This is a genomic window from Sporichthyaceae bacterium (assembly GCA_036493475.1).
In the GTDB taxonomy this organism is placed as follows: domain Bacteria; phylum Actinomycetota; class Actinomycetes; order Sporichthyales; family Sporichthyaceae; genus DASQPJ01.
Genome location: DASXPS010000019.1, coordinates 45,356 through 58,074 on the forward strand (window position 1 = coordinate 45,356; position 12,719 = coordinate 58,074).

General features: G+C 67.9%; 11 protein-coding genes. 4 read left to right on the forward strand and 7 right to left on the reverse strand.

The genetic code is table 11. The features are described 5' to 3' along the window. Window positions 1-15: 15 nt before the first annotated feature. The 4 genes from VGJ14_02210 to VGJ14_02225 form a co-directional block, all read right to left on the reverse strand. On the reverse strand, window positions 16-408 hold the full coding sequence (locus VGJ14_02210; GenBank protein ID HEY2831212.1) for a DUF427 domain-containing protein: 393 nt from the start codon (window positions 406-408) through the stop codon (window positions 16-18). After that, window positions 405-1,694, reverse strand: coding sequence for a serine--tRNA ligase (serS, locus tag VGJ14_02215; GenBank protein ID HEY2831213.1), 1,290 nt, complete (start codon window positions 1,692-1,694; stop codon window positions 405-407). The genes VGJ14_02210 and serS overlap by 4 nt, the downstream gene beginning before the upstream one ends. A 17-nt stretch (window positions 1,695-1,711) precedes the next feature. Then, entirely contained in the window at window positions 1,712-3,613 is a 1,902-nt protein-coding gene (locus VGJ14_02220) for a hypothetical protein (GenBank protein ID HEY2831214.1), read from the reverse strand. A gap of 186 nt (window positions 3,614-3,799) precedes the next feature. Further along, window positions 3,800-4,684, reverse strand: coding sequence for a metal ABC transporter substrate-binding protein (locus VGJ14_02225; GenBank protein ID HEY2831215.1), 885 nt, complete (start codon window positions 4,682-4,684; stop codon window positions 3,800-3,802). 151 nt (window positions 4,685-4,835) lie between these two features. Here VGJ14_02225 and VGJ14_02230 point away from each other — a divergent pair, with 151 nt between their 5' ends. The 3 genes from VGJ14_02230 to VGJ14_02240 all read left to right on the forward strand — a co-directional run bounded on the left by VGJ14_02230 (window position 4,836) and on the right by VGJ14_02240 (window position 9,174). Then, window positions 4,836-6,062 (forward strand): acetyl-CoA C-acetyltransferase, encoded by a 1,227-nt coding sequence (locus VGJ14_02230; protein ID HEY2831216.1) that lies wholly within the window; start codon window positions 4,836-4,838, stop codon window positions 6,060-6,062. A 65-nt stretch (window positions 6,063-6,127) separates the two neighbouring features. Further along, window positions 6,128-8,314, forward strand: a complete 2,187-nt coding sequence (locus VGJ14_02235; protein HEY2831217.1) for a 3-hydroxyacyl-CoA dehydrogenase NAD-binding domain-containing protein — start codon at window positions 6,128-6,130, stop codon at window positions 8,312-8,314. A gap of 89 nt (window positions 8,315-8,403) precedes the next feature. Continuing rightward, on the forward strand, window positions 8,404-9,174 hold the full coding sequence (locus VGJ14_02240) for an enoyl-CoA hydratase family protein (protein HEY2831218.1): 771 nt from the start codon (window positions 8,404-8,406) through the stop codon (window positions 9,172-9,174). A gap of 148 nt (window positions 9,175-9,322) precedes the next feature. Here VGJ14_02240 and VGJ14_02245 read toward each other — a convergent pair whose 3' ends face one another. Both VGJ14_02245 and VGJ14_02250 read right to left on the reverse strand, forming a co-directional pair. Next, the gene (locus tag VGJ14_02245) at window positions 9,323-10,609 is read right to left on the reverse strand and encodes a lipase family protein (protein HEY2831219.1); all 1,287 of its coding nucleotides are present in this window, start codon (window positions 10,607-10,609) and stop codon (window positions 9,323-9,325) included. Between the two features lie 36 nt (window positions 10,610-10,645). After that, the gene (locus VGJ14_02250) at window positions 10,646-11,602 is read right to left on the reverse strand and encodes an acyl-ACP desaturase (protein HEY2831220.1); all 957 of its coding nucleotides are present in this window, start codon (window positions 11,600-11,602) and stop codon (window positions 10,646-10,648) included. Window positions 11,603-11,895: 293 nt separating this feature from the next. Here VGJ14_02250 and VGJ14_02255 point away from each other — a divergent pair, with 293 nt between their 5' ends. After that, a complete protein-coding gene (locus tag VGJ14_02255) occupies window positions 11,896-12,081 on the forward strand; it encodes a hypothetical protein (protein ID HEY2831221.1) in 186 nt (61 codons plus the stop codon). A gap of 19 nt (window positions 12,082-12,100) precedes the next feature. Here the strand turns inward: VGJ14_02255 and VGJ14_02260 are convergent, their stop codons facing one another. Beyond that, the gene (locus VGJ14_02260) at window positions 12,101-12,661 is read right to left on the reverse strand and encodes a hypothetical protein (GenBank protein ID HEY2831222.1); all 561 of its coding nucleotides are present in this window, start codon (window positions 12,659-12,661) and stop codon (window positions 12,101-12,103) included. Window positions 12,662-12,719: the final 58 nt, after the last annotated feature.

Consider the following 12,719-nt stretch of genomic DNA (forward strand, 5'->3'; position numbering starts at 1 on the left):
CCCTATTCCGCCGGACTAAACCGGCTTGCCGTCCACGAACAGCTGCGTGCGGTCCGGGTAGAAGCTCATCATCCCGGCGATCGCGGTGCACTGCGGGATCGGCGTTGGATACGTCCAGATGAGGTCGGAGTAGACCTTGCCGCCCACCTCGGCGGACCAGTAGCCGGCCTCGCCCTTGAACGGACACGTGGTGTGCAGGTCCGAGGGCCGCAGCAGGCTCGCGTCCACGTCCACCGCCGGGATGTACCAGCGGTCCGGAAGCCCGGTCTCGTGCAGGATCATCGCGCCGAACGTGCGGGCCAGCACTACCCCGGCCAGCTCCACGCGGACCTCCTGCCCAGCAGGAGCGGCCTCGATTGTCACGGCGTGTCCGGCGGTCTGCACGGTGTCCTCCCGGGTAGTGGTCAATCCCGAACGCCGTCGGGACCCAACGACTTGAAACCCAGATAGGGCACCAGAACTTCCGGCATCGCCACCGAACCGTCGGATTGCTGGTACTGCTCCAGGATCGCGGCCATGGTGCGTCCGATGGGCAGCCCGGAACCATTCAGCGTGGCCGCCGGCACCCGACTGCCGTCCGCGGTGCGCACCCGGATACCCGCCCGGCGGGCCTGGAACTGCCCGCAGTCCGAGCAGGAGGAGATCTCCCGGTAGCGGTCCTGGCTGGGCAGCCACACCTCGATGTCGTAGCTCAGCTGCGCGGAGAAGCTCATGTCACCGGCGGCCAGCTTGATCACCCGGTGCGCCAGGTTGAGCTCGGTCAGGCAACGCTCCGCGTGGGTCACCATCAACTCGAGTTCGGCCGCGGAGTGCTGCGCCACACAGATACGCACCAGCTCCACCTTGGAGAACTGATGCAGCCTCAGAATGCCGCGGGTGTCCCGGCCGTAGGAGCCGGCCTCGGAGCGGTAGCACGGGGTGTGCGCGGTGTAGGCGAACGGTAGGGCGGCCTCGTCGAGAATCTCGTCCGCGTGCAGGTTGGTCAGCGGCACCTCGGCGGTGGGGATCAGGAACAGCTCGCGGCCACCTGCGGAGGTGGCGAACAGGTCCGCCTCGAATTTGGGCAGTTGACCGGTGCCGGTCATGGTGGCCCGGGTGACCAGCGTGGGGAGCGAATACTCCGTGTAGCCGTGCCGACGGGTGTGCAGGTCGAGGAAGAAGGTGGCGAGGGCCCGCTCCAGCGCGGCCCCCGCACCGACGGCAACCGCGAACCGCGGCCCGGACAGCTTGGTGGCGCGGGCAAAGTCCAGAATGCCCAACGACTCACCCAGGTCGACGTGGTCGGCCGGGGTGAAGTCGAACGAGGGCGGGGTACCCCAGCGGCGCACCTCCACCGCGTCGTCCTCGCTGTTGCCGTCCGGGGCGGCCTCGGACGGGAAGTTCGGGATGCCCAGCAGCGCCTCGTGCAATTGCGCGCCGAACCGGTCGGCGTCCTCCTCGGCCGAGCGAATGCCGTCCTTGAGCTGCCGAGCGGACTCCTTCAGCCCTTCGACGTCGCCACCGGACCTGGCCGCGGCTGCGACCTCGGCGGCGATCCGCTTGGACTCGGCCCGCAGTTCATCGCCGGTGCGGATCGCCGCGTTGCGTGCGGCCAACAGATCGGCCAGTGGTGCCGGGTCCAACCGGTAGCCACGCCGGGCGAACCGGCGGACGGCCTCGTCGCCGAGGGAGATCAGCTCTTTGGCATCGTGCACCAAGCCAATCTAGTGGGCTACGCGCCGCCGTCCGCCTCGTCCTTCCCGTTGACCGTGAGCTTGTACCCGGCGTACGTCTCGGCACCGGAGTTCACATCGTCGTTGTCGTCATGTGCGACCACCGCGATGACCTGCGGGTAGCCGGCGAAGGCCTTGAGCGCCTTGGCGTCCATCGAGGCGTCGAAGCCGTTGAAGCTCTTGACCAGGATGCGGTTGGTCTTCGGGTCCAGGCCGACCAGGCTCACGTACCAGTTGTCGACCTTGGCCCCGCCGGCCGAGGGGTCGGTGCTCGGCGGGATGGTGATGGTGCCGGGGTCGGTAGCACCACCGGTCACGGTGGCGTCACCGAGGAAGTCGAATTTTCGCAGCGCCTTGCCGGGCAGGTTCTTGTCGCCGTCCTTGAGCAGGATGTAGTCCGCACCGTTGGGTCCGACACCCGGCATCTGGTAGGAGGTCGCGTTCGACAGGTTGATGGTCGAGTCCAGGCTCTTCGTGGTGATGCGGCTCGCCTTGATGCCCTTCACCTGCGCGCCCTTCTGGCTTGCGTAGTGGTCGAGCAGGTTCATCAACTGGTAGTCGTGCAGTACCTGCGCGACGGTCGTGCCCTTGGCGAACTTGTCCAGCTGGGTCTGCACACCCTTCAGGCCCTGGTCGGCCCCGTCCTGGTGCAGGGCACTCATGAAGTCCCGACCGTAGCGATCGTCGAGGAACTGCATGAACGACCAGGCGTTGCCGTAGTCCGCGAGCACCTCCGAGCCGGTGCCCTCGTCCTGCCACATGGTCAGCGAGTTCTCCGCGCCACCGCACGGGTTGGGGTTGGGGTTGGACGGGCCCTTGACCGTGCCGTAGCCGTGGAAGCAGAAGATGTGGCTCTCCGCGTGCGTCTGGTGCACGTTGCGCCGGGTGTCCCCGTAGCCGACGAGGCCGATCGCGAAGTCCGAGAGACCCTCGTTGATCCAGGTGACCTCCTGCGGGTCCTGGTACTGCTGCAGGAGGTGTTGCCACTCGTGGGCGAACACGCCCTCGTAGGCACGGGGGCGGGCCGGGCGGGACTTGCACAGGTCTGCGCTGGGGTCGTTGGCCGGGTCGGCGCCGGTGCGGTGGATCCAGTCGAACGCGTCGATGGTCATCACGTTGCGGTCGGTGAGCTGGTTGAAAATCGGCGCGTAGAAACCCGCGATGTAGGTCTTGTTCTTCGGGAAGTCGTAGAAGTTCGGGTCGCGGACGTTGTCCACCAAGGTGACCGTGTGACCGGCGTCACCGGCGAAGTCGATGCCCGCCGCGGCAATACCGGGGATGGTCGAGGAACCCGAGCGGTCCTTCGGGACCGAGAAGGTCTTGGTCTCCTTCGGATACATATTGTTGTCGAACTCGCTGACCAGCGACTTCACCTGCGCATCGGTCACGTCGGTGCTGTGCGGGGTGTTGTTGCGGCAGTCACCGGTCGGGAACGCCGTGCCGTTGGACACGCCGTCGTTGCCGGAGGCCACCCACACCTCGATGTGCTGACCGACCGCGCGCAGCGTGTACTGCTTGAGGTAGATACCGGTGACGCCGTCATGGGTGGCGTCGATGGCCGGCCAGAACAGCTGTGTCCCCACCGCCGGAGTCGACTCACCGGGCAGCATCGGGCGAGCCGCGTCGCGCAGTTTCGCCAACTGGGACAAGGTGATCGTGGGGGTACCGAGCATGGCGGCCAGTTGCGGGGAGAGCACGTACTGTGCCGCGGGCGACAGGGTGGCCATGTCGCCACCCAGCGATACCCACTGCTGGTTGCTCGCCGGCGCGCTCGTGAAATCAGGCGGCGCGGCCGCGAAGGCGTGATTGCTCGGGATGGTCGCGCCGGCGGCGGCCAACAACCCGAACACGCCGACAGCCACACCTGAGCGCAGCACAGCACCGCGACGGATCACCCGCATACCCGACCCCACTCCCCAACGAACACCCTCATTGCAGGGTGGGCGAGAAAATCCTCCCGCCGTGACGAATGTTAGGTGACCGGCATGACGGATACCTGCGCCATTCGAGTGCCATTGTCCGTCTTTGGCGCGCGCATAACGGTCACCTAATATCCGGCAACCCACACCCGGATGGCCGAAAGCCGGTCAAATCGGACAATTCAGACCACGCTGCAACGCGGTGAGATTCCTTCGCATGATGCTCAGGTAATCGCCGGGCGTACCCGGCGCCAGACCTTCCAGCGGGTCGAGGGTGGCGGTGCTGACACCGGCCTCCCGGGCCAGGGTGTCGGCCACCCGCGGACTGGCCAGCGTCTCGGTGAACACGGTGCTGACATGGTCCCGGCGGATCAGCGACACCAGATCGGCCATGTGCCGCGGCGAGGGTTCCGCCTCGGGGTCCAAACCGGTGACCCCAATCTGGGTCAGGCCGTAGCGGCGGGCCAGGTGCCCGAATGCCTGGTGGTTGGTCACGATCCGGGTGGAGGTGCACCCACGCAGTCCGTTGGCATAGTCACGGTCCAGCGCCTGCAGGTCGGCGATGGTGTCGGTCTGCCGGGTCCGGATGCTCGCGGCGTGGTCCGGGTCCAATTGGGCCAGGGTGTCGCCGACCGCGGCGACGATGCGTTGCATGGCCACCGGGTCCAGCCACACGTGTGGGTCGGTGGCATCGGTCGGGTCGTCGAGCACTGCGCGCACGTCGAGTGCGTCGTGCGGCGGTGCGATGCGCACCGCATCGTCCAACGCGGGTTGGAATCGGCGTTGGTAGATGACCAGATCCGCCCGGCCGATGGCGGCCACCTGACGTGGGGACAGCTCCAGGTCGTGGGGTTCGGCGCCGGCCGCGGTGACCAGGCCGACCGCGAGGTCGTCGCCGGCCAACCGGCCGGCGGCCCAGTAATAGGGGTAGAACGCGCCCAGCACCACCGGACGGCCGTGCGCGTTGGCCACCATCTGCACCGGTCCGCAGCCCGCGAGCAATGCGGGCAGCGCGAGCGCTGCCGCAAGAACCCGCCGGGGCCTGGAGAACACGGTAATCATGTTCAATAAGCTGGGCCGACATGTCAATTCCCGGGATGCTCGCGGGGGCCGGCGAACGTTGCATCTGTGCGCCGGGGCCGGTGCGCAGCAGGCCCGAGCGAGCGCTAAGCTACTGGCGAGTCACTTCGCAGGGAGGCCAGCCGTGAGCACCGAAGCTTTCGTGTACGAGGCGATCCGCACCCCCCGTGGACGCGGCAAGAAGACCGGGTCGCTGCACACCGTCAAGCCGATCACGCTGGTCACCGGCCTGATCGATGAGTTACGCCGGCGCAACCCCGGCCTGGACACCGATCGCATCGACGATCTGGTGCTCGGCGTGGTCTCCCCGGTGGGCGACCAGGGCGCCGATATCGCCAAGACCGCGGCGATCGCCGCAGGCCTGCCGGAGACCGTGGCCGGCGTGCAGATCAACCGGTTCTGCGCCTCCGGCCTGGACGCGGTGAACCTGGCCGCCCAGAAGGTGCGCTCCGGCATGGAGGACCTGGTGCTGGCCGGCGGCGTCGAGTCGATGTCCCGGGTTTCCATGGGCTCCGACGGCGGCGCTTGGGCGATGGACCCGGAGACTGCCTACGAGACGTACTTCACCCCGCAGGGCATCGGCGCCGACCTGATCGCCACCCTCGAGGGCTGGACTCGCGAGGACGTGGACCGTTATGCGCTGCTCTCCCAGGAGCGGGCCGCCAAGGCGCAAGCGGGCGGGCACTTCGTGAACTCGCTGATCCCGGTTCGCGACCGCAACGGCGTGGTGCTGCTCGATCACGACGAGCACGTGCGCGCGGACAGCACGCTGGAGGGCCTGGGCACGCTGCCCGCCTCCTTCGAGATGATCGGCGAACTCGGCGGCTTCGACTCGGTGATCCTGCAGAAGTACCACTGGGTCGAGAAAGTCAACCACGTGCACCACGCCGGTAACTCCTCCGGCATCGTCGACGGCGCCGCCCTGGTAGCTGTCGGCACCGAGGCCATCGGCAATGAACTGGGCCTGATCCCGCGGGCCCGCATCGTGTCCACCGCGGTCAGCGGCGCCGACGCGGCGATCATGCTCACCGGCCCGGCGCCGGCCACCCGCAAGGCGCTGCTCAAGGCCGGTCTGGACGTGGACGACATCGACCTGTTCGAGATGAACGAGGCCTTCGCGTCGGTCGTGTTGCGCTTCTGCAAGGACATGGGCCTGTCCCAGACGGAGATCGAGGAGAAGGTCAACGTCAACGGCGGCGCGATCGCGCTGGGCCACCCGCTGGGCGCTACCGGCGCCATGCTGATCGGCACCATCGTCGACGAGCTGCACCGCCGCGACGCGCGCTATGGCTTGGTCACCATGTGCGTCGGTGGTGGCATGGGCATCGCGACCGTCGTCGAGCGCGTCTGATCCAGCACCCTGTAATTCCCCTGGCACCAGTCTTGTGATGCACCGTCAGTTGTAGAGGAGAACCGGTGACGGCTTCGGAGATGATCGGCACCTTCCGGTGGGAGGTCGATCCCGATGGGATCGTCGTGCTCACCATGGACGACCCGGCCGGTTCGGCCAACACCATGAACGCCGCCTGGGTGGAGTCGATCGCCAAGGTGAACGACCGCCTGGAGGCGGAGAAGGCCACCATCACCGGCGTGGTGATCACCTCGGCCAAGAAGACGTTCTTCGCGGGCGGCAACCTCAACGAGATCATCGCCACCCGTCCGGAGGATGCGGCGGCGTGCACGGACAACGTCAATCTGATCAAGAAGCAACTGCGCCGGCTGGAGACCCTGGGTCGCCCGGTGGTCGCGGCCATCAACGGTGCCGCACTCGGTGGCGGCTACGAGATCGCTCTGGCCTGCCACCACCGCATCGCGCTGGACGCCAAGGGCAGCCAGATCGGCCTGCCCGAGGTAAGCCTCGGCCTGCTGCCGGGCGCCGGTGGCGTGGTCCGCACGGTGCGCTTGCTGGGCATCCAGGACGCGCTGATGAACGTGCTGCTGCAGGGCCAGCGCTACGCCCCCTCCGACGCGCTGAGCAAGGGTTTGGTGCACGCGCTCGTGGACAGCCCCGAGGCGCTGCTCGCCGATGCCAAGGCCTGGATCAAGGCCAACCCGAAGGCGGTGCAGCCCTGGGACTCCAAGGGCTACAAGATTCCCGGCGGCACCCCCACCACCCCGGCCTTCGCGGCGAACCTGCCCGCATTCCCGGCCAACCTGCGCAAGCAGATCAAGGGCGCGCCGATGCCCGCGCCGCTGAACATCATGGCCGCGGCCGTGGAGGGCGCGCAGGTCGACTTCGACTCCGCGCTGCTCATCGAGACGCGCTATCTGGTGGATCTGATTATCGGTCAGGTCTCCAAGAACATGATCAAGGCCTTCTTCTTCGACATGCAGTTCGTCAACTCCGGCGGCTCGCGGCCGCAGGGCTATGACGTCTACAAGGCCAAGAGGGTCGCCGTGCTCGGCGCCGGGATGATGGGCGCGGGCATCGCGTATGTCTGCGCCAAGGTCGGCATCGAGGTCGTGCTCAAGGACGTCAGCCTGGAGGCGGCACAGCAGGGCAAGGCCTACTCCGAGGGCCTGGTGGCCAAGGCCGTGGGCCGCAAGAAGATGACGCAGGAGGCCGCCGACGGCCTGCTCGCGCTGATCACCGCGACCGACAAGGCCGAGGATTTGGCAGGCGCGGACCTGGTGATCGAGGCGGTGTTCGAGAACACCGAGCTCAAGCACAAGGTGTTCGGCGAGATCGAACACGTGGTCAACGCCGACGCGGTACTCGGCTCGAACACCTCCAGCCTGCCCATCACCGGCCTGGCCGAGGGTGTGCAGCGCGCCGAGGACTTCATCGGCCTGCACTTCTTCTCCCCGGTGGACAAGATGCCGCTGCTGGAGATCATCGCCGGCAAGCGCACCAGCGACGCCACCCTGGCCAAGGCCTTCGACCTGGCCCAGCAGATCCGCAAGACCCCGATCCTGGTCAACGACTCCCCCGGCTTCTTCACCAGCCGGGTGATCGGCACCTTCATCAACGAGTGCCTGGCCATGGTGGGCGAGGGCGTGGACCCGCAGTCCATCGAGCAGGCCTGCACCCAGGCCGGGTACCCGGTGGGTGCGCTGGCGCTGATCGACGAGCTGAACATGTCACTGATGCGCAAGATCCGCGCAGAAACCAGGCGCAACGTCGGCGACGCGGGCTGGGCGAACCACCCGGCCGACGCCGTGGTGGACCGCATGCTCGACGAATTCAACCGTCCGGGCCGCAAGGACGGCGTGGGCTTCTACAACTACGTCAACGGCCAGAAGGCCGGACTGTGGCCGGGCATCCGTGAGCACTTCGGCAACGACGAGGCCAACCCGGCACTGGGCACGGCGGGCCTGATCGAGTTGCAGGAGCGGATGCTGTTCATCGAGTCGATCGAGACCATCCGCTGCTTCGACGAGGGCGTGCTGCGCTCGGTCGAGGAGGCCAACATCGGCGCGATCATGGGCATCGGCTTCCCGCCGTGGACCGGCGGCGTGGTGCAGTACATCGCGCAGTACGCCGACGGGCCGCAGGGCTTCGTGGACCGGGCCCGGGAACTGGCCGACAAGTACGGCGACCGCTTCACCCCGCCGGCCTCGTTGGTCGCCGCGGCCAAGGAGGGCAAAGTCCTGCTCGGCTGAGCCCCGGACGACCGCTTCTACCCGGGCGTCCGAAGAAGCGTGAGCTATGGCTCACGGTTCTTCGGACGCGCCGCCTGATGGAGGATGCCGTGAGCGGCGACGCACTGGTTCTGTCGACCACGACCGGTGGCGTGGCCACCCTGACGTTGAACTCGCCGGCCAACCGCAACGCCCTGTCCACCGCGATGCTCACCGCGCTGACCGATGCGCTGGACGCCGCCGAGGCCGATGCCTCCGCCCGGGTGGTCGTGCTCACCCACAACGGCCCGGTATTCAGCGCCGGCATGGACCTGAAGGAATCCGTCGTCGTCGGCCTGGAGAAGGTCTCCGGAATCATGTTGGGCATGCTGCGGCGCATTGCCGCGCTGTCCAAGCCGGTGGTGATCCGGCTGGCCGGCCCGGTGCGCGCCGGCGGCCTGGGCATCGTCGGGGCGGCCGATGTGGTCATCGCCGCCGACGACATCACCTTCGCGTTCACCGAGGCCCGCATCGGGGTGGCGCCGGCGATCATCTCCCTGACCGTGCTGCCGCGCATGGAACCGCGCAAGGCCCACCGGTGGATGCTGTCCGGCGAGACCTTCGACGCCACCGCCGCTGCGGACGCCGGGCTGATCAGCCAGGCCGTGCCCGCCGCCGACCTCGACGCCGCCGTGCAGGCCGTGCTCGCCGAACTGCTCCTCGCCTCCCCGCAGGGTCTGGCCGAGACCAAGAAGTTGCTCGGGCAGGAGATCGTCGGCCTGCTCGACCGCGACGGCGAGGACATCGCCCGGCTCTCCGCGAACCTGTTCGCCTCCGAGGAGGCCAAGGAGGGCATGACTGCCTTCCTGGAGAAGCGCAAGCCCCGCTGGCAACAGGTCTGATGCGACGTCCCGTCAGCCGCGGGCGGGACGCGCTCGACCCACTGTCATACCCGGGGCGTCATCTGCAGGCCCAATTCGAGCCCCAAAACGACGCTGCGCGTATGAGAGTGCTCGCTGCGCTCATGAATGAGCGGAGCGGACCCCCTCGTCAGCAGGTGGAGGGTGCGGCCGTGCCGGCGAAGCGGGCGGCGATCCAGTCCAGCGCCGCGAAGGCACCCGACCCGGCCACGAATACGTGTTCGCCGGAGGTGTACTCGCGGTAGTCCACCGCAAGGCCGTGCCGGCAATAGTTCGCGACCAGCGCCTGCACATCCTTGAGCGGGATCAACTCGTCATTGGTCGCCTCGTAGATGTGCATGGGCGCCGTGGGGGTCCGCCGGCCCAACAGGTTGGCGGCCAACACGGCGCGGACGGCGGGCAGGCCCAAGGGGTCGGGCACCCGGCTGTAGTCGGCGAGGCGCTTGAAGGCGTAGGTCGAGGCGATCTGCCCGACGCACTCACTCGCCACCTCGGCGGCGGCCTCCTTGCCCCGGGCATTGAGGATCTGATCCAGCCTGAGCTGCGGATAGGCGCGGTTCAGGCCCACCGCGGCGGCGAGCAGGAGCCCGGACCCGGGCCCGCCGTCAAGGCCCCGGGCGACGTGTTCGAGGTTGACCGGGATGCCGCCCGCGGCGATACCCACCAGGTGAAGATCCGGCGCGTAGGACGCGGCCAGTTCAGCCGCCCAGGTCGAGGCCAGCCCGCCCTCGGAGTAGCCCCAGATTGCGGTCGGGGTGGCCGGGTTCAGCCCAAGCTCGGGCAGGTGCAGTGCCGCGCGGGCGCCGTCCAGCACCGCGTGCCCGGTGGCCGGGCCGGAGGCGTAGGTGTGCGGGCCGGGGGTGCCCAGGCCCTCATAGTCGGTGATCACGACCGCCCAGCCGCGGGCGATCACCGACGCCATCAGGGCCTCCTCCGGGTCGAAACCCAGGCGCAGCAAATAGGACGGGGCGCACAACGGGCCCATGCCGTGGGTGCCGATGTTGTAGGCCACCAGCGGCCGACCGGAGTCGGGCTTGCCGTCGTCCGACACCCCGACGGTGCCGCTGACCGCATTGGGCCGGCCTTGGGTGTCGGTGGATCGGTAGAGCACCTGGTAGGTGCGCACCGGCATGGGCAGGCCCAGCCCACGCACGGTCACCGGACGCGAGCGCAGGATGGTGCCCGGCGGCACGTTCGGGATCGGGTTGGGCGGGGTGTAGAAACTGTCCGCGCTGGGCGGCTGCGGGTAGCTGCTCCCGTCGGGCTCTGCCCATTCCTTTTGGCCAGCGGCCCTGGCCACCCCCGCCGGGGCCAGGAACGCCAGTAGAGCGGTGATCATCGCCAGGGCCAGACCCTGACGGAATATCCGGTTCGTCCCCATACCGGACAGCTTCTTACCGCGGGTAATGAAGGTCAATAGCCTCGACGGTAAAAACCCGACCCGAGGTCGGATTTAACTCCGAGCAACGTCCCGAGCCGCGTCGCGAGCCAGCTTGGCGTCCCGGCGCTCGGTGAACCGGGAGGCGGCGGAGTCCAGTTCCTCCAGCGTCGCGTCCAGCTCGAGGCGGGCCTTCTCCCCTTCGGCGCCGAACTCGCGCTCCCAGACGTTCCAGAACTTCAGCACCGGCAGCACCACGGCGTCGCGATGTTGGCGGATGTCGTAGATACCGGCCATGGCGATCTCCAGCGCTTTGCGCTGGAAGCCCGGCAGGTCGTAGCCCGGCATCTGGAATTTCTTCACCACGTCGGTGATGGCGCGCATGGTCCGGTCCGGCGCGATCTCCAGTGAGGCCTCCAGCAGCCGCCGGTAGAAGACCATGTGCAGGTTCTCGTCGGTGGCGATGCGGGAGAACAACGCCTCCCCGACCGGGTCGCCGGTCGCCTTGCCGACGTTGCGGTGCGAGACCCGGGTGGCCAGCTCCTGGAAGGACACGTAGGCGATCGAGGCGATGGCGTCGCCGGGGTTGTCGTTGGCGAAGCCCTGCGACATGTGCACCATCCGCTCGCGCTCCAGCGCGACCGGGTCGCAGGCCCGGGTGACCAGCAGGTAGTCACGGATGGCCTGGCCGTGCCGGCCCTCCTCCGCGGTCCACCGGTGCACCCACTCGCCCCACGCGCGTTCGCGGCCGAACAGCACGGCGATCTCGAAGTGATAGCTGGGCAGGTTGTCCTCGGTGAGCAGGTTGACGGCCAACGCGGTGGCCACCGAGGACGGCACCGAGGACTGCTCGCGTGCCCACGCCTCGCCGCCGAGGGGCCCGTCATAGGTACGGCCCTGACTCCACGGCACGTACTCGTGCGGCATCCATTCCTTGGCATGCAGCAGGTGACGGTTGAGTTCGGCCTCCACCACCGACTCGAGTTCGAGCAGGATCTCGGCTTGACCGATCGGTTCAGCGGTAGTCGTCACAATTCTCCCGTGCGGCAGCAGGTACAGATTTAAGGTTACGCAACCGTAGGTACCCACTCATCAGGTTACGCAACCGTAGGTAGTGTTGTCACCAAGAACCTGGTGAAGCCGATCACCATGGTGTGCCGCAGCCCCATAAATGACCATGGACGAGGGCTGTTTCGATGCACCCTGTGGGCGCTCGAACACATAGAGCGACAGATCTGACGGAACGTCTTATGTCGGCCCAAAACCTCGGATATGACTGCCGTCAGGGCCGGCGCAAGTGCCCCGAAACACGGCACGATTTCCCTATGCCCGTGAGGAATACGCACCCCGCCGACGTCGCGTCGATGTTTGCCGTCGACAGCCCGGCCCCGTCCGTGCGGCGGGTCAATCGCGGCTCCGCGGTGCTGCTCGGGTTGGCGGTCATCAGCGCCTCGGCGACGGTGAGCTTCGGCGTCTGGATGGCCAGTTACGCCCAGCACATCTCCCACTGATTCACACCAACACCCTCGCTCACAGCAGGTCCAGTGAGCTGATCAGCCACTTGCCGGCGTGCTTCTCCAAGCTCATCTTCATCCGGCTGCGATCGATCTTCGGGGCCTTGCTGCTGGCGTTGATGACGGTCTGATCGACGAACAGCAGCAGCGTGGCGTGCTTGGTGTCCGAGGAGAGCACCGCGGTCTCCAGCACCTGCCCGGTGGCCCTGGCCTGGAATTGCGCGATGAGGTCACGCAACTGCTGGCTGGCCGCGGTGTACTGCGCCCGGAAGGTCCCGGTGGAGTTGCTCAGGACCTTGTTGAAGTCGGCGTCCAAGTGGTCGTGGTCGTAGGTGGTGAGGTCGACGGCATAGCCCTGCGCGGTGGCCACCGCGGAATCCCGGGCAGAGTCCAACTGATGGTGATGGCGCACCTTCAGCCCCAGCCACCCGGCCAACAGCAGGGCGAGCACCAACGCCATCGCGAGCACCAGCACGGCGCCAGGTCGGCGCGGGCCACCGGCCCGGCTCCGGCCGCGCCGGCGTCCGGGCGAGGGGTCGGCGGGTGCGGTCTCCGGCGCCGTCGCGGACTCGGTCACAGCCAACTGCTCCAGGGGTCGGGTCGGGGAAAGGGTTGTGCGGGCCATTGTGACCTGC